Source organism: Saccharomonospora piscinae (assembly GCF_005862235.1).
Lineage (GTDB): Bacteria > Actinomycetota > Actinomycetes > Mycobacteriales > Pseudonocardiaceae > Saccharomonospora > Saccharomonospora piscinae.
In genome coordinates, this window is record NZ_VCEK01000001.1 from 37,512 (window position 1) to 53,412 (window position 15,901).

Genomic DNA, 15,901 nt, shown 5'->3' on the forward strand with positions numbered 1-15,901 from the left:
CGCGGCACGCGGCGCCCGAACCGAATCTGCCGCCCCCGGCGGGCGATCAGGGCGATCTGCTCGACGACTTCGGCGGTGACCCCACCCCACCGGCTCCACCGGCCGCACAGCCTCCCGCGCCGCCCGTGCGGCCCGGGCCACCACCGGGACGCCCCCCGCGACGCCGTCGCAGGCCCTCACCCAACGACGGGGTACCACCGGACGAGAACCCCACCGAGGTGCTGCGGCTCGACGACGACGCCTACGACGACCTCTACGACGAGGAACTGGGCTACGACGGTCGCGACGACTACGACGACTATGACGACGACTACTACTACGACGATGACGACGACCTGCTCGACGACGCGGACGACCAGCGCGACGGCAGGCGTGTGGTGTCGGCGTCGTCGGCGGAGGACGGCGACCGGGCGGAGCCCGAGTACTTCGGCGACGACCGGGACCTCGACGACGAGGAACCGCCCCGGGGCGGCCGGGGCCGAAGGCTGCTCAAGTGGATCGCCGCCCTGCTCCTGCTCGCCGTGCTCGCGGGAGGCTCGTACTTCGGGGCCCGGGAACTGCTCGGGTTCGGCTACGAGGACTACGACGGCCCCGGTGAGGGCGATGTCATCCTGCATGTCGAGGACGGCGACGTCACCAGCGTGATCGCGCGCAAGCTCGCCGAGCTCGACGCGGTGGCCAGTGCGGAGGCGTTCCTCGCGGCCGGGGAGTCGGACCAGCGCCTGCTCAGCGTGCAGCCCGGCTACTACCAGGTCAAGAGCAAGATGTCGGGTGAGTCCGCGGTGTCGGCGCTGGTCGCCGAAGAGGCGCGGGTGGGACATCTGCAGATCAGGGCGGGCACCCAGCTCTCCGACGTCATCCAGCCCGACGACTCGGTGACCCCCGGGGTGTTCAGCCTCCTGTCGAAGGCATCCTGCGCCACGGTGAACGGCGAGAGCACCTGCGTCTCGCCGGAGGAGCTGCGCGAGACCGCCGACACGGTCGACCCCGCCGAACTCGGGCTGCCCGACTGGGCGGCACGGGACGCGGCCGAGGCCGAGGAGGGCCGGACGCTCGAAGGGCTCATCGCGCCCGGCGTCTACGACGTGCGGCCGGGCTCGGACGCCCGCGAGCTGCTGTCGCAGGTGCTGGACTCCTCCGTGACGCGGCTGGAGGCGGCGGGACTGCCGGGCGCGGCGGACGATCTGGACTACAGCCCGTACGAGGTTCTCGTGATCGCCTCGATCATCGAGAAGGAAGCGGTGAAGGCCGACTTCGGGAAGGTCTCCAGCGTGATCGACAATCGCATGGAGATCGAGATGCCCCTGGGCATGGACTCCACGGTGAACTATCTGCTCGAACGGCCCGAACTCACCACCGACGACGAGGCCAGGGCGAACCAGGGGCCCTACAACACCTACGAGACGATAGGTCTGCCGCCGACGCCCATCGCGTCGCCGAGCGCCGAGGCGATCGCGGCGGCACTGAAGCCCGAGGACACCGACTACGTCTACTTCGTCAAGTGCGAGAAGAACGGCCTGTCGTGCTTCAACGTGGAGTACGAGGACCATCTCGCCGACCGGGACGACGCGCGGGCTCGCGATGTCTACTGAGGCCGGTCGCGGGACCGCACGCAGGGCGGGGCTGGCGGGGTCGCCGGTGCGGCACTCGCTGTCCCCGGTCCTGCACAACGCGGCGTACGCGGCTCTCGGCCTCAGCGGGTGGCGCTACGACACGCACGAGGTCGATGCCGATTCCCTGCCGGGTTTCGTGGCGGGACTCGGCCCGGAATGGACGGGCCTGTCGGTCACGATGCCGGGCAAACGGGTCGCGCTGGACATCGCGGACGTGGCCACCCCGAGGGCGAGGGTGGTCGGCGCGGCCAACACGCTGACCCGCGCCGCGTCCGGGCGCTGGCACGCGGACTGCACCGACGTCGACGGTGTCGCGGACGCACTGCGGGCCGCGGGCGGTCTGCGCGCGGGGGAGGGCGGCGGCACGGCACTCGTGCTCGGCGCGGGCGGAACGGCGGCGGCCGCCGTGGCCGCGCTCGCCGAACTCGGGCTGACCGAGGTGCGGCTCGTCGTGCGGGACCCGGCGAGGGCGGGGGAGGCCGAGTCGGCCGCGCGCCGCGCCGGGCTCGCCGTGCGCGTACACCGGTGGGCGGACACCGAGCTCGGCGAGCTGGCCACCGCGGCGCGGGTGCTGGTGAGCACCGCACCACCGGAGGCCGTGGCACGGGACGCCGCCGCGCTGGCCCAGGTGCCGTGCGTACTCGACGTGATCTACCACCCGTGGCCGACGCCGCTGGCCGAGACGGCGCTGGAACGTCACGGCCGGGTGGCGACGGGCCTGGACATGCTGCTGCACCAGTCTTTCGGGCAGGTCGAGCAGTTCACCGGCCTGTCCGCACCGCGTGAGGCCATGCGCGACGCGCTGCGCGAGGCCACGGGCCACACCCTGCCGCTGCCCCTGAACTGAGCGCCGCCGTGTCCGCAGGTTGTGTAGCCGTGTCCGCAGTTCGCGTAGCCGTGTCCGCGGGTTGTGTAGCCGTGTCCGCAGCGCGCGCACGCTAGCGTGGGCCCATGCGGATCGCGATCCTCGACGACTACCAGAACGTCGCCCTCGAACTGGCCGACTGGGCCTCCCTGAACGCCGACATCCAGGTGTTCACCGAACACATCGCCGACCACGACGAACTGGTCCCGCGCCTCGCCGGGTTCGACGTCGTCGTCGCCATGCGCGAGCGCACGCCGTTTCCCGCGTCACTGCTCGCGCGCCTGCCGGACCTCCGGCTGCTCGTCACGACCGGGCAGCGCAACGCCGCCATCGACCTCGACGCGGCGCGCGAGCACGACGTGGTGGTGTGCGGGACGGGCTACCTGCCGCATCCGACCGTGGAGCTGACGTGGGCGCTGATCCTCGCCGCACACCGGCGGCTGCCCGTGGAACTGGCGGCGATGCGGGACGGCGGGTGGCAGACGACGCTCGGGACCAGCCTGCGGGGCGCGACTCTCGGTGTGCTCGGCCTGGGACGGCTCGGGTCGCAGGTCGCCCGCGTGGGCCAGGCGTTCGGGATGCGAACCGTGGCGTGGAGCCGGAACCTCACGGCGCAGCGGGCCGCGGAACACGACGTCACGGCGGTGTCGAAGGACGAGCTGCTCGCCACCTCCGACGTGCTGACGGTGCACCTCGTGCTCAGCGATCGCACCCGTGGCCTGCTCGGGGCCGCCGAGCTGGCGGCGATGAAGGACACGGCGCTGCTGGTCAACACCTCACGGGGACCCATCGTGGACACGGCGGCGCTGATCGACGCGCTGCGCGGCGGGATCATCGGGGCGGCGGCCCTGGACGTCTACGACGAGGAGCCGCTGCCGGCCGACCACCCGCTGAGGACCCTGCCGAACGCGGTCCTGACCCCGCACATCGGGTTCGTCACCCGTGATGTGTACGAGGTGTTCTACCGGGACGCCGTGGCCGACATCGCCGCTTTCCAGGCGGGAGCGCCGGTGCGGGTGCTGACGTCCTGAGCCGCTCAGCCGAGTTCGGCCAGGACGGCGTCGGTGAACTCCGGCCATGCCTGCGCGGCCCACGGGCCGAAGTCGCGGTCGGTCAGCGCCACGCAGCTCACGCCTGCCTCGGGATCGACCCAGAGGAAGGTTCCAGACTGTCCGAAGTGGCCGAACGTGCGGGGCGAGCTGCGCTTACCCGTCCAGTGCGGATCCTTGTGGTCGCGCAGCTCGAAGCCGAGCCCCCAGTCGTTCGGCTTCTGGTGGCCGAACCCGGGCAGCACGCCGCTCATACCGGGAAACGCCACGGTCGTGGCCTCGTCGAGCGTCGTCTGGTGAAGCAACGTCGGGCGCTGCAACTCGGCGGCGAACCGGACCAGATCGTTCACAGTGGACTCCGCACCCGCGCCGACGGAGCCATTGAGCACGGTGTCACGCAGCCCGAGCGGTTGCAGCAGCGCCTCCCGCTGGTAGCGCTCGAACGCGATCCCGGTGTGCTCGCTGACCGCGTCGGCAAGCTGCTCGAAACCGGCGGTGGAGTAGAGCCTGCGCTGTCCGGGTGGGGCGAGCACGCGGTGTTCGTTGAAGCCGAGCCCGGCGGTGTGAGCCAGCAGGTGGCGAACGGTGGCGCCCTCGGGGCCGGCGGGCTGGTCGAGTTCGACCGCGCCCTCCTCGACGGCGATGAGCGTGGTGTAGGCGGTGAGCAGCTTGGTGACCGAGGCGAGCGGGAACGCCCGCGCCCGGTCGCCGTGAGCGCCGAGCAGGGTGCCGTCGGCCCGGACCACCGCCACGGCGGCGTTGTCGACGGGCCACTGGTCGATCAGGCGCACGCTGTCCATGCCCTCACTCTAACGCCGCCCGCGACGCGGCCTGCGGACACGGCGACGCGGGCTGCAGACACTGCTACGCAGGCTGCGGACACGGCTACGCGGGCTGCGGACACGGTGTCAGAGGTGGCGGGTGAACCACCCCGCGGCGAGGTCGCTGACCTGTTCGAGCGCGCCCGGCTCCTCGAACAGGTGGGTGGCGCCCGGGACCACCTCCAGCTCACACGGGCCGGCCAGCCGCCGGGCGGCCTGTTCGTTCAGGCGCAGCACCTGGCTGTCCTGCCCGCCGACGATGAGCAACGTCGGGCACTCCACGTCGGTCAGCGCGGCGCCCGCGAGGTCGGGGCGTCCACCCCGGGAGACGACGGCCTTCACGAGCTCCGGCCTGCGTGCCGCCGCCACCAGCGCCGCCGCCGCACCGGTACTCGCCCCGAACAGGCCGAGGGGCAGTGTCCGGGTGGTGGCGGCACCGTTCAGCTGGTCCACGGCGGTCACGAGGCGGCCCGCGAGCAGGCCGATGTCGAAACGCAGCTCGCCGGTCGCGGCGTCGCGGCTGCCCTCCTCGGCGGTGAGCAGGTCGAACAGCAGGGTCGCGAGGCGCTGGTCCTGCAGGCTCCGGGCGACCGCGACGTTGCGGGGACTGCGCCGCGAGCTGCCGGAGCCGTGGGCGAACGCCACCACTCCTCGCGCGTCGGCCGGAACGGTCAACTCGCCCGACAGTGCGGTCGTGCCGGTCGCCACGCCGAACGGGACCGTCACGGGTCGCCCCCGGCGTAGCGGTCCAGCAGGGTGACCACCTCGTCGTCGCCGGTCTGCGAGAAGTTGCGGTACCACTGGCCGACGGCCTGGAACTGCGGCGGCTCGGACACGCAGACCACCGCGTCGGCCTCGGCCCGCAGCGCCGCGGCGGCCGGGGGAGCGCAGACGGGGGCGGCGAACACGAGCCTGCGGGGGCCTTCCCGGCGGAGGGCACGCAGCGCGGCGGTGGCGGTGACCCCGGTGGCCAGCCCGTCGTCGACGACGATGACGTCACGGCCCTCCAGCCGTTCGGGGTCGCGCCCGCGCTGGTAGACGCCCAGCCTGCGCAGCGCCTCCTCGCGTTGTGCGTCACCGGCCTGGTCGAGTTCGTCGTGGGTCATGCCGACCATGCGGACGCTGTACTCGTCCACGACGACCGGACCGTGCGCGGTGACGGCACCGACGCCGAACTCCGGACGACCCGGGGCTCCGATCTTGCGGGCGACCGCGACGCCGAGTGGTGCGCCCAGCGCGGCGGCGACCTCGGCGGCCACCGGAACCCCGCCCCGCGCGAGCCCGAGCACCACGGGTTCGACCCAGTCGGCGTCGCGCAACGCCTCGGCGAGTACGCGGCCTGCCTCGCCGCGATCGGCGTAGATCCTGCCCGTGGCGGCGGCTCTGCGGCTCATCCGGGTTCCCCCCGCCGCTTGCGGTGGACGACCCAGGCGAGGTCCACGGCGCTGCCGACGGCGACGAGGCCCAGTAGCACCGTGCCCCACCAGGCGTCGGCGTAGGCGAACAGGACCGCGCCGCCGATCGCCAGCACGACGGCCAGTGTGGCGAGCACGATCCGCAGCGTCAGCGCGCTGTAGGCGGGCGCGGCACCGCCGAAGCCCGCCGTCGGGTCGTGGTAGTCGGGCAGGCCCCGCGCGTAGTCCTCGCGGGAGCGAGGCCGTGAATGGTGTGCTCGTGCCTGCATGGAGATCGAGTACCCCGGTCGGGGCGGCCACACACGCGGCCCGGCGCGGGAGCGGGGCCGCGTGTGCGGACCGGCTAACCGTCGAGGTCCTGGGCGACGACGTCGGCCACCGCGTCCACGGCTTCCTGTGCTCCGTCGCCCTCGGCCGCGATGACCACCGTGTCCCCCTGGCCCGCTGCCAGAGTCATCAGGTTGAGCACGCTGGCCGCCTGCACCGGGTCACCACCGTCCTTGGCGATGGTCACCGGCACGGCCTGGGCCGCCGCCGTCTTGGCGACCAGGGCGGCGGGCCGGGCGTGCAGGCCGACCTCGCTCGCCACGGTCACTGTGCGCTCGGGCACGTCGTCATCCCTTCGTCGTGTCGTCGGGGACAGTGCCGCCGGACGGCGACGCTGGCGGGTCGGCGGCCTGCGAGGAATCGGCGGGTCTGTCCGCGACCTCGTCCTCCTCGCGGCCGGGGGTACGCAGATTCCACTTGGTGATGGCCCACCGGAACAGCAGGTAGTAAATCACCGCGTAGACCAGCCCGATCGGGATGAGCAGCCACGCCTGACTCGCCGCGGCGGCGCCGGAGTTGAGTGCGAAGTCGATGCCGCCCGCGGAGAACGTGAAGCCGAGGTGGATGTCCAACGCGTTGACCAGGGCGTGTGAGACACCGGTGAGCAGGGCGTGGATGAGGTACAGCGGGAACGCGACGTACATGAACGTGAACTCGATCGGCTCGGTGATGCCGGTGAGGAACGCCGTCAGGGCCGCCGAGATCATGATGCCGCCGACGACCTTCTTCTGGCTGGGGCGCGCCGTCTGCCAGATCGCCAGTGCCGCGGCGGGCAGAGCGAACATGAAGATCGGGAAGAACCCGGTCATGAAGGCGCCGGCCTCGGGGTCACCGTCGAAGAAGTTGTTGATGTCGCCACCGTCGAGGACGAACCACACGGGCACGTTGAGCAGCTGGTGCAGCCCGATCGGGATGAGCAGCCGGTTCAGCACACCGTAGATCCCACCGCCGAGGACGGCGTCGCTGGTGGCGAGCTCGCCCAGGTTCTGGATTCCGGCGTTGATCACCGGGAAGACCAGCCCGAACACGACCCCCAGCAGCAGCAGGGCGACCGAGTTGATGATGGGAACGAACCGGCGGCCACCGAAGAACGCCAGGTAGGGCGGCAGCTTGATGCGGTGGAAGCGTTGCCAGAGCACGGCGGTCACCAGCCCGACCACCACCCCCGACAGCACGCTGTAGGGCCACTTGATCGGAGCGAGCAGCCAGGCTTCGTCGAAGCCTTCCATCTCCTCGATGGGGGCGAAGACCTGGACCACCTTGTTGAACACCACGAAGCCGACCACCGCGGCCACCCCGGTGGAACCGTCACCCTTACGGGCGAACCCGACCGCGATGCCGACGGCGAACAGCAGCGGCAGCCAGTCGAACAGCCCGCCGCCCGCGGCGGCGAGGACACTCGCGATGTCCTCGGTGGCCTCCCACCGGCCGAGCATGTCGTCCTGGCCCAGCCGCAGCAGCAGCCCGGCCGCGGGCAGCGCGGCGATGGGCAGCATGAGGCTGCGGCCGAACCGTTGCAGCCCCGCGAGTCTGTTCTTCTTGGGCTTGCCCGTGTCGGATGCGGTAATCATCCGTGTCCTCCCTCAGACTCCCGGATCCGGATTGCTGGTCGTGGTCTTCGCGCGGAATCCGGGCGCCCGGAACGCGGTGCTGACAGCGGTCGCCCTGTCGCGCGCGATCAGGTACGCGGCGGCCCGCGGCGCTGCGGTGTAGAGCCGGGAGGCGGCGAAGCGGCGGCATACTCGCTACGAAGGACCACAATTGGTACGTTCCGGTCTAGACCACTGATGTGATGGGGCAGAATGCTCCGCGACCCGCCCGGGTGTCAACCGCCGTGACGCGTTCGTGCCCACGGTGGCGACGCCCCGGCCGTTCGGCACGACTACTCACAGGGAGACCGCGATGGCGGACGACAGGCCGGAGAAGATTCTGGCGGCCCTCGGTGGCGCCGGAAACGTCGCCGAGATCGAGGGCTGCATCACGCGACTGCGCTGCGAACTGGAGGACGCCGCCGTCGTCGACGAGGCCGCTCTCAAGCAGCTCGGCGTACACGGGGTCACGACGGTGGGCACCGTGGTGCAGGTCGTCGTGGGCCCCGAGGCCGACGCGATCGCCGAGGACATCCAGGATCTGTTGTGAGCCTGGCGGTGGGCAGCCCGGTGGCGGGTACGACGCTGGAGCTGGGAGAGTTGCCCGACGCCGTGTTCGCCGAGGCGATGGTGGGCCCCGGGATCGCGGTGCGGCCCGCCGGGGGACGTGCCGACGCGGTGTCTCCGATCGACGGCACGATCGCCACGCTGCACCCGCACGCGTTCGTCGTGGCGGGCGAGCACGGCAGGGCGGTGCTGGTTCACCTGGGTATCGACACGGTCAAGCAGCAGGGTGAGGGATTCACGCCGCACGTGGTGCGCGGTGAAGCGGTGCGCGCGGGACAGCCCGTGGTCAGCTGGGATCCCGGCGCGGTGGCCGAGGCGGGGTTCTCGCCGCTGGTACCGGTGGTCGCGCTCGACGCGGCAGCCGATGCGCTGTCCACCGCGGCGACCGGGGAGCCGATCGCCGCGGGACAGCCGTTGTTCACCTGGGGCGACTGACGGTCCTGCCGGGGTTCACCGGGTGACGATCCGGTCGCCCTCGATCGCGACCTCGATACCGGGCAGCGGCGCCTCCGCCGGACCGCCCCGCACCGCGCCGGTGAACGGGTCGAAGGTCGAGTTGTGGCAGGGGCAGCGGAGTTCGGACTGCTCGGCGACCACGGTGCAGCCCTGGTGGGTACACACGGCGCTGAACGCCGTGACCTCGTTCTCGGCGCGACGGGAGAGGATCGCCTCCTGGCCGTCGGGAGTGGTCACGGAGGTGGCGGAGCCGACGGGGACGTCGTCGAGCGAGGCCAGTTCGGTGCCCGGTGACACCGAACCGTCGGGCTGGTCGTTGCCGCCGGGCGAGGAGTCCTCGCCCGAACAGGCGGTGAGTGCGGCGGCGCCGAATGCGGTTCCGGCCACGGCGGCGCCGGTGGTCAGCACGGTGCGGCGGCTGTGCGTTCGTCCGGTCATGTCCATCCCAACGTCGTCGTCCCCGAGGTGGTTCACGCTCCGGGCGAGTTGTGTGAAGATTCGATCATCTGGCGTACCGTGGCTGTGCGGAGCGTGAACACGCCGGTGTACATCGACGATACGGGGTGGCGCGATGATCGGCTGGATCTTGCGGGTGCTCGTCGCGGCAGGGCTGCTCGGCTCCGCGTGGGTCCACTGGGTGGTGTGGGACGACTGGGCCGGCGACATGGCCGTGGTCGGGCCCCTGTTCCTGGTCAACGTCGTCGCCGGCGTGGTGATCGCGGTGGCCGTGCTCGTGTGGCGTCATCCGTTGCCCGCGCTCGCGGCCATCGCCTTCGGCCTCGCGACTCTCGGCGCCTACGTGTTGTCGCTGACGGTCGGCTTCTTCGGTGTGCAGGAGCAGTTCGCCACTCAGGAGGAGCTCTGGGGTGTGATCACCGAGGTGGCGTGCGTGGTCTTCGGGGCGGCGCTGCTGCTGCCCGGGGTGCGCGGCGCGCGCCGGGCGCCTTCGGGTGCGGTGCGCTGACGGGCCGTTTCCGCGTCACCCGGTCAGGGGTGATGTGGGGCTGCGCGAACCGGGCGGTGCCGTTCGCGCGCCGGTGAGCTTGCCGGGGCCGCAGTGGTCGCCGCACCCTCGGAGTCATGCACTGGGTGATCGTGACATTACCGCTCGCTGTGATCGGGCTTGTGGTCGGATGGGCCGCGAGCCGCGCGTTGTCCCGTGCCCGCAGGCCCGCGCCCGTGCCCGTGTGGTGCGGCCCGGCCACGGGTGCCTTGTGGGGCGCCACCGGACTGCTGGCGGCGCAGGGCGTGCTGCCGGGCTGGTGGCTGCCCGTACCCCTGGCCGCCGCCGCGTTCGCGGTCCCGCTGGCGGTGGCGGACCTCCGGTACCGGCGGCTTCCCGACGTCCTCACCCTGCCCGCGTACGCGGTCGCGCTCGCGGCCGTCGGTTCCGCCGCCGCCAGCGGGCCGGGCCCGCCGCTCGCGCTGGCCGCGCTCGTGGGTGGTGCGGTCACACTGGCCTGTCACTGCGCAGTCCACGCCCTCGCGCCGGGCTCGCTCGGCCCCGGCGACGTGAAGCTCTCGGGCAGTCTCGGGGTGCTCAGCACGGCGGCGGGGTGGCCGACACTGGTGGTCTCGCTGGTGCTGGCCTCCCTGTTCACCGCGGTGCTGGGTGCCGCCGCGGCACTCGCGGGAACGCGGCGATGGCGCGACGGCGTGCCACACGGACCCGGCCTGCTGGCGGCCACGGTGCTCGGGGTGTCACTTCCGGGAGAGGTGGTGCGTGTGGGCAGCTGACGGGGCGCTCGGGGCGCGTGACAACATTGGCGTTGTGCTGCGTTGGATAACCGCTGGTGAATCGCATGGTCCCGCCCTCGCCGCCATCCTGGAGGGCATGGTGGCGGGCGTCGAGGTCACGTCCGCCGATCTGGGTGAGCAACTCGCGCGCAGGCGGCTCGGCTTCGGCCGCAGTCCCCGGATGGGGTTCGAGACGGACCAGGTCGAGTTCCTCGGCGGCGTCCGGCACGGACGCACCCAGGGCGGGCCGGTCGCGGTGAAGATCGACAACACCGAGTGGCCGAAGTGGGAGAAGGTGATGGCCACCGATCCCGTGGACCCGGCCGAGCTGGAGGGCCTGGCACGCAACGAGCCGCTGACCCGGCCCCGGCCGGGGCACGCCGATCTGCCGGGCATGCTCAAGTACGGCTTCGACGAGGCCAGGCCGGTCCTGGAACGGGCCAGCGCGCGCGAGACCGCCTCGCGGACAGCGCTCGGGACCGTCGCGCGGGCGTTTCTCCGGCAGCTGCTCGGAATCGAGATCGTGAGCCATGTGGTGTCGATCGGCAGGGCGAGCGCCCCCGAGGGGCCGCTGCCGGCGCCGGGTGACCTCGCGGCCGTGGACGAGAGCCCTGTGCGAGCGTTCGGTCAGCAGGCCACCGACGCGATGGTCGCCGAGGTGGATCAGGTCCGGAAGGCGGGCGACACCGTCGGTGGTGTGGTCGAGGTGATCGCGTACGGGCTTCCTCCGGGTCTCGGCTCGCACGTCCACTGGGAGCGCAGGCTCGACTCCCGGCTCGCGGCCGCGCTGATGAGCGTGCAGGCCATGAAGGGCGTGGAGATCGGCGACGGCTTCACCACCGCGGCGCGGTGGGGTAGCGAGGCGCACGACGAGATCGACGCGGCCGCCGACGGCCGTGCTGGTCGTGGGGTGTCGCGACGCAGCAACCGGGCCGGTGGCCTGGAAGGCGGTATGACCAACGGCGAGCCGCTGCGTGTGCGGGTCGCGATGAAGCCGATCTCGACGGTGCCCAGGGCGCTGGCCACCGTGGACGTGGCGACGGGCGACGCCGCGGTGGCGATCCACCAGCGTTCGGACGTCTGTGCCGTGCCGAGGGCCGGTGTCGTGCTGGAGTCGATGGTGGCGCTCGTGCTCGCCGACGCGGCGCTGGAGAAGTTCGGTGGTGACTCCCTGGCCGAGACCCGGCGCAACGCGGAGTCCTATCTCGGCGAGCTGACGGAGTTCTGGGAGCGGTCGCGGTCGTGACGGACACGAGCAGGGCGGAGCCGATCGTGGTGATCGGCCCGCCGGGATCGGGCAAGAGCACGGTGGGTCGGCTGCTGGCGCAGCGACTCGGCGTCGAGTTCCACGATGCCGACACCGAGATCCAGCGGGAGCAGGGCCGCCCCATCTCGGACATCTTCGCCTCCGACGGCGAGGAGGTGTTCCGTGCGATCGAGGAAGCGGCCGTGGAGCGGGGACTGCGGGAGTGCACCGGAGTCTTCGCCCTCGGCGGAGGCGCGGTGCTGTCCGCGACCACCCGGGAGCGGCTGGCCGGGCACACCGTGGTGTTTCTGGGTGTCGGCATGGCGGAGGGCGTCCGCCGCGCCGGGCTGTCCACGGCGCGGCCCCTGCTCGCGGGGGTCAACCCGCGCGCCACCTACAAGGCCCTGCTCGACGCCCGGCTACCCCTCTACCGGGCCATCGCCACCGTGGAGGTCGACACCGACGGGCTCACCCCGGACGAGGTCACCGACACCCTGATGGCACGACTGCCCGGCGAGGCGGCCCGCCCGCACTGAGCGGCGACGACGAACGCAGCGACGACGACGAGGACGCGAGCGATGAGGAAAGACATGTCGGAACCCGTGCGCATCCCGGTGCGCACCGCGCGACCCCACGACGTCGTGGTGGGCCGCGGCCTGCTCGGCGAACTCACCGAGTCGGTCCGCGACGCCTCGGCGATCGCGATCCTGCACCCGCCCACGCTCACCACGACCGCCGAGGCGGTGCGCTCGGAGCTGGCCGAAGCGGGGCTGGACGCACACCGGGTGGAGATCCCCGACGCCGAGGACGGCAAGGCGCTGTCGGTGGCCGACTTCTGCTGGGAGGTGCTGGGCCGCATCGGGCTCGACCGCCGTGGCGTGGTGATCGGCCTCGGTGGTGGCGCGGTCACCGATCTGGCCGGGTTCGTCGCGGGAACCTGGATGCGGGGGGTGCGGTTCGTCAACGTGCCCACCACGTTGCTGGGCATGGTGGACGCGGCGGTGGGTGGCAAGACCGGCATCAACACCGACGCGGGCAAGAACCTCGTCGGTGTCTTCCACGAGCCGTCGGCCGTGTTCGCCGACCTCGCCACGCTGGAGACACTGCCGCCGCACGAGCTGGTCGCCGGGATGGCTGAGGTCGTCAAGAACGGTTTCATCGCCGACCCCCGCATCCTCGAGCTGATCGAGGCCGACCCGGCCGCGGCCGTCGACCCGGAGGGCGACGTCCTCGCCGAGCTGGCGGCGCGCTCGATCAAGGTGAAGGCCGACGTGGTCGCGGCGGACTTCCGGGAGTCCGGCCTGCGCGAGGTCCTGAACTACGGGCACACCCTGGCCCACGCCATCGAGCGCAGGGAACGGTACCGCTGGCGGCACGGTGCGGCGGTGAGCGTGGGCCTCGTGTTCGCCGCCGAGCTCGGGCGCCTGGCGGGCCGGTTGGACGACGCCACGGCCGACCGGCACGCGGCGGTGCTGACCGCGTTGGGCCTGCCCACGACCTACGACCCCGACGCGCTGCCCCAGCTGATCGAGTCCATGCGCTCGGACAAGAAGACGCGCTCGGGGACGTTGCGTTTCGTCGTGCTCGACGGCCTGGCGAAGCCGGGCAGGCTGGAGGGCCCCGATCCCGCGCTGCTGGCGGGGGCGTACTCGGCCGTCGCGGGCGGGCGCGCCGCCGACGGGGGCGTGCTGCTGTGAGTGTCACCGCCTACGTGCTCAACGGACCCAACCTGGGCAGGCTGGGCCTGCGCCAGCCCGAGGTGTACGGCTCCACCACCTACGACGACCTCGCGCGTGGGTGCGTCGAGACCGGCGCGGAGCTGGGGCTCGACGTGGTGGTGCGCCAGACCGACCACGAGGGCGAGCTGGTCGGCTGGCTGCACGAGGCCGCCGACGCGGCGGCTCCGGTGGTGCTCAACGCCGGGGCGTGGACGCACTACTCGATCGCGGTCCGGGACGCGGCGGCGCAGCTGCGCGCGCCGTGGCTGGAGCTGCACATCAGCAACGTGCACGCCAGGGAGCCGTTCCGGCACCACAGTGTGCTGTCCGACATCGCGACCGGAGTGATCGCCGGGCTCGGCGTGGACGGCTATCGTCTGGCGTTGCGATGGGTGGCGGAACACGCCCGCTGACCCGCGCGAGGGGGAGGGGCGCGGCAGAGCATGGGTAGACGTCGACGATCGTCCGCGAGGTCGGCATGCGCGCTGGGGGTGGTGGCGGCACTGGTCACCGCGTGTACCGCAGGGGAGGCGGCGCCGAGGACGGGGGACGCCGCGGGAGGAGGCGATCTCGGCGGGCAGTCCCGTGCCGCCGATCCGCCACCGCAACCGCCCGCCGCGCTCGCCGTCGACGACCCGCGCGGCGGCGAGCGAGTGGTGGCACGCGGCGGGGCCGACGCCCCGTACAACTACGGCCCGACGCTGCTCGTGGAGGACGGCACGGTGCGCATGTGGTGGTGCAGCCAGTACGGCAGTGCCGCCCCGGCCGGCGACGACATCCTCTTCGCGGAGGCCCGCTCGGTCTCGGGACCGTTCACGGGCCCCGGTGGCGGCATTCCCCGCGCGGTGCTGTCGGGTGATCCGGGCGGATTCGACGCCGTCCACACCTGCGATCCGTCGGTGATCCGGGTGGACGGGACCTACTACCTGTACTACACGGGCGCGGCGGGCGATCACGCGCACGGCAACGCGATCGGCGTGGCCACCAGCACCGACGGGGTGAACTGGACGCGGGCGGCCGAAGGGCCCGTGGTGACCGCGGCGCACGACAACCACCGGGACAACACCTATGGCACGGGCCAGCCCGCGGCCGTCCATCTCGACGGCTGGTTCTACCTGATGTTCACGGACACGACCGGTGGTGCGGCGGGCTGGAACGGCGCGGGACAGTTCCTGCTGCGCTCGACGGACCCGACGTTCGCCCGCGACGTGGAAGCGCTCGGCGAGGGCGGGTTCGAGGCAGTGGCCGGCACCGCGGCACCGCGCACCCGCTCGCTGGTGGACGCGTTCAGCGCGGATCTGATGTGGGTGGACGCGATAGACGCCTTCGCGATCGCGCACCAGACAGCCGAGGGCACCGGACTGACGTTCTGGAACCGTACCTTCACCGCTTCGCCGTACCGCCCGGTGACGATCCCGAGCGAGTGGGAGGAGGGGCCCGGCCTGGTGCGCCAGCCGGACGGGCACGCGCCGACCTCGCCCCGGGACGTATGCGGGCGGGTTCCGTTCGACGTCGTGCAGGCCACCGTGATCGGAGCGGCGAACGCGCCCACCGGCCTGCGGCACTACGGCCTCGACGCCCACGGTGTGGCGGGCTGCGACGATCCCGGCCGGGCGCTCGCGGTGCTTGACGGCATCGCCGTGCCGTCGCCACTGCGCACGATGGATCTGGTGGTGGACGGCAGGCTGCTGCGCGTGGAGCGGCGTTCGGTGGCCACCGAGCTGGCCCGGCGGGTGCTCGACGAACGGCCGCCCGTGCTCGACGAGGTCCCGGTGGCGGGGCACCTGCGTCCGGGGGCGCGTGCGGTGCGCTCGGAGGGGCACGGCCTCGGCCTGGTGCTGGACGGCACGCTGTGGCCGCTGCGGTCCCCGGCGGCGCTGGAGCCCAACGACTCGCCCGTCTCGCCGGTGAGCGACGAGCAGTGGCGACAGTATCCGGGCGGCCCGGCTCTGGGCTACCGCGCAGGCTCGGCGTCCTGACGATCCCGGCGGCGCGGCCGTGGCGAGGGCCGCCACGGCGCGGTTTCGTCCCTCGGCTCGTCCCGTGGCTCGTCCGGCTCGCCGGAGTCGTCGCCGGGGCCCTGCGTGGCACGGAGCCTGCGCCCGACCAGCAGGCCGAGCCCTGCGGGAACGAGCACGAGCAGCGCGGTGAACGCCGCGCCCCCGGTGAGTGCGGAGGCCAGCGCGCTGACGCCGGTCCGGTCCACGAACACCGCCTTGCCGACCACGGTGAGCACCCCTGAGCCCACACCTCCCACGAGCGCGGCGACGAACCAGGCGCGGCCCGCTTCCGCAAGACCGGTCCAGGAGTCGATGGCGCTCCACAGGGCGGCTGTTCCCACGAGGACGGCGAGCGCGATCACGGTGACGAGCGTGACCTCGGTGGGCTGGAACACGGCGAACTTCGCGGCGGCCACGGTGGCGGCGGCATGCAGGACCGCCATGCCGAGTGCGCGCGGAATCCAGGACGGCATCCGCGTCACTCTACTGGCGCGTAGC

At 72.5% G+C, this 15,901-nt stretch carries 20 protein-coding genes; 12 read left to right on the forward strand and 8 right to left on the reverse strand.

Features of this window, described 5'->3' with window-relative positions; translation table 11 throughout:
• Positions 1–125 precede the first annotated feature (125 nt).
• The 3 genes from mltG to FFT09_RS00195 all read left to right on the forward strand — a co-directional run bounded on the left by mltG (position 126) and on the right by FFT09_RS00195 (position 3,509).
• The gene (mltG, locus tag FFT09_RS00185; RefSeq protein WP_244231221.1) at positions 126–1,592 is read left to right on the forward strand and encodes an endolytic transglycosylase MltG; all 1,467 of its coding nucleotides are present in this window, start codon (positions 126–128) and stop codon (positions 1,590–1,592) included.
• Positions 1,582–2,460, forward strand: coding sequence for a shikimate dehydrogenase (locus FFT09_RS00190; protein ID WP_138381441.1), 879 nt, complete (start codon positions 1,582–1,584; stop codon positions 2,458–2,460). Before mltG ends, FFT09_RS00190 begins: the two co-directional genes overlap by 11 nt.
• Before the next feature lie 104 nt (positions 2,461–2,564).
• Positions 2,565–3,509 carry a D-2-hydroxyacid dehydrogenase family protein gene (locus tag FFT09_RS00195; protein ID WP_138381442.1) on the forward strand — a complete coding sequence of 315 codons (945 nt, stop codon included), beginning with the start codon at positions 2,565–2,567 and terminating at the stop codon, positions 3,507–3,509.
• Positions 3,510–3,514: 5 nt separating this feature from the next.
• On the opposite strand, the gene FFT09_RS00200 is transcribed toward FFT09_RS00195, so the two are convergent.
• The 6 genes from FFT09_RS00200 to FFT09_RS00225 all read right to left on the reverse strand — a co-directional run bounded on the left by FFT09_RS00200 (position 3,515) and on the right by FFT09_RS00225 (position 7,661).
• Positions 3,515–4,327: a serine hydrolase domain-containing protein gene (locus FFT09_RS00200; RefSeq protein ID WP_138381443.1), complete on the reverse strand. Its 813-nt coding sequence runs from the start codon at positions 4,325–4,327 to the stop codon at positions 3,515–3,517.
• A 108-nt stretch (positions 4,328–4,435) separates the two neighbouring features.
• Positions 4,436–5,074 carry a dienelactone hydrolase family protein gene (locus tag FFT09_RS00205; RefSeq protein ID WP_081190322.1) on the reverse strand — a complete coding sequence of 213 codons (639 nt, stop codon included), beginning with the start codon at positions 5,072–5,074 and terminating at the stop codon, positions 4,436–4,438.
• Positions 5,071–5,742: a phosphoribosyltransferase gene (locus FFT09_RS00210; protein ID WP_024873675.1), complete on the reverse strand. Its 672-nt coding sequence runs from the start codon at positions 5,740–5,742 to the stop codon at positions 5,071–5,073. Before FFT09_RS00210 ends, FFT09_RS00205 begins: the two co-directional genes overlap by 4 nt.
• The gene (locus FFT09_RS00215; RefSeq protein ID WP_138381444.1) at positions 5,739–6,032 is read right to left on the reverse strand and encodes a DUF6343 family protein; all 294 of its coding nucleotides are present in this window, start codon (positions 6,030–6,032) and stop codon (positions 5,739–5,741) included. The genes FFT09_RS00210 and FFT09_RS00215 overlap by 4 nt, the downstream gene beginning before the upstream one ends.
• A gap of 74 nt (positions 6,033–6,106) precedes the next feature.
• Positions 6,107–6,373 (reverse strand): HPr family phosphocarrier protein, encoded by a 267-nt coding sequence (locus tag FFT09_RS00220; RefSeq protein ID WP_024873677.1) that lies wholly within the window; start codon positions 6,371–6,373, stop codon positions 6,107–6,109.
• A 4-nt stretch (positions 6,374–6,377) separates the two neighbouring features.
• Positions 6,378–7,661, reverse strand: a complete 1,284-nt coding sequence (locus tag FFT09_RS00225) for a PTS transporter subunit EIIC (protein WP_138381445.1) — start codon at positions 7,659–7,661, stop codon at positions 6,378–6,380.
• Positions 7,662–7,992: 331 nt separating this feature from the next.
• On the opposite strand from FFT09_RS00225, the gene FFT09_RS00230 reads away from it, so the two are divergent.
• Positions 7,993–8,229 (forward strand): PTS sugar transporter subunit IIB, encoded by a 237-nt coding sequence (locus FFT09_RS00230; protein ID WP_081190319.1) that lies wholly within the window; start codon positions 7,993–7,995, stop codon positions 8,227–8,229.
• A complete protein-coding gene (locus FFT09_RS00235; protein ID WP_138381446.1) occupies positions 8,226–8,681 on the forward strand; it encodes a PTS sugar transporter subunit IIA in 456 nt (151 codons plus the stop codon). Before FFT09_RS00230 ends, FFT09_RS00235 begins: the two co-directional genes overlap by 4 nt.
• A 15-nt stretch (positions 8,682–8,696) precedes the next feature.
• Here the strand turns inward: FFT09_RS00235 and FFT09_RS00240 are convergent, their stop codons facing one another.
• The gene (locus FFT09_RS00240) at positions 8,697–9,140 is read right to left on the reverse strand and encodes a Rieske (2Fe-2S) protein (RefSeq protein ID WP_024873682.1); all 444 of its coding nucleotides are present in this window, start codon (positions 9,138–9,140) and stop codon (positions 8,697–8,699) included.
• Between the two features lie 133 nt (positions 9,141–9,273).
• Here FFT09_RS00240 and FFT09_RS00245 point away from each other — a divergent pair, with 133 nt between their 5' ends.
• The 7 genes from FFT09_RS00245 to FFT09_RS00275 all read left to right on the forward strand — a co-directional run bounded on the left by FFT09_RS00245 (position 9,274) and on the right by FFT09_RS00275 (position 15,382).
• Positions 9,274–9,666, forward strand: a complete 393-nt coding sequence (locus tag FFT09_RS00245; RefSeq protein WP_138381447.1) for a hypothetical protein — start codon at positions 9,274–9,276, stop codon at positions 9,664–9,666.
• A 116-nt stretch (positions 9,667–9,782) separates the two neighbouring features.
• On the forward strand, positions 9,783–10,439 hold the full coding sequence (locus FFT09_RS00250; RefSeq protein ID WP_138381448.1) for a prepilin peptidase: 657 nt from the start codon (positions 9,783–9,785) through the stop codon (positions 10,437–10,439).
• A 34-nt stretch (positions 10,440–10,473) separates the two neighbouring features.
• Entirely contained in the window at positions 10,474–11,685 is a 1,212-nt protein-coding gene (gene aroC / locus FFT09_RS00255) for a chorismate synthase (RefSeq protein WP_081190315.1), read from the forward strand.
• Positions 11,682–12,221 carry a shikimate kinase gene (locus FFT09_RS00260; RefSeq protein WP_138381449.1) on the forward strand — a complete coding sequence of 180 codons (540 nt, stop codon included), beginning with the start codon at positions 11,682–11,684 and terminating at the stop codon, positions 12,219–12,221. Before aroC ends, FFT09_RS00260 begins: the two co-directional genes overlap by 4 nt.
• Before the next feature lie 54 nt (positions 12,222–12,275).
• Positions 12,276–13,382: a 3-dehydroquinate synthase gene (aroB, locus tag FFT09_RS00265; RefSeq protein ID WP_081190313.1), complete on the forward strand. Its 1,107-nt coding sequence runs from the start codon at positions 12,276–12,278 to the stop codon at positions 13,380–13,382.
• Entirely contained in the window at positions 13,379–13,816 is a 438-nt protein-coding gene (gene aroQ, locus FFT09_RS00270) for a type II 3-dehydroquinate dehydratase (RefSeq protein ID WP_081190312.1), read from the forward strand. Before aroB ends, aroQ begins: the two co-directional genes overlap by 4 nt.
• A 30-nt stretch (positions 13,817–13,846) precedes the next feature.
• Positions 13,847–15,382 (forward strand): glycoside hydrolase family protein, encoded by a 1,536-nt coding sequence (locus FFT09_RS00275; RefSeq protein ID WP_138381450.1) that lies wholly within the window; start codon positions 13,847–13,849, stop codon positions 15,380–15,382.
• Here the strand turns inward: FFT09_RS00275 and FFT09_RS00280 are convergent.
• Positions 15,358–15,846 (reverse strand): hypothetical protein, encoded by a 489-nt coding sequence (locus FFT09_RS00280; RefSeq protein WP_138381983.1) that lies wholly within the window; start codon positions 15,844–15,846, stop codon positions 15,358–15,360. The genes FFT09_RS00275 and FFT09_RS00280 overlap by 25 nt on opposite strands.
• Between the last annotated feature and the right edge of the window lie 55 nt (positions 15,847–15,901).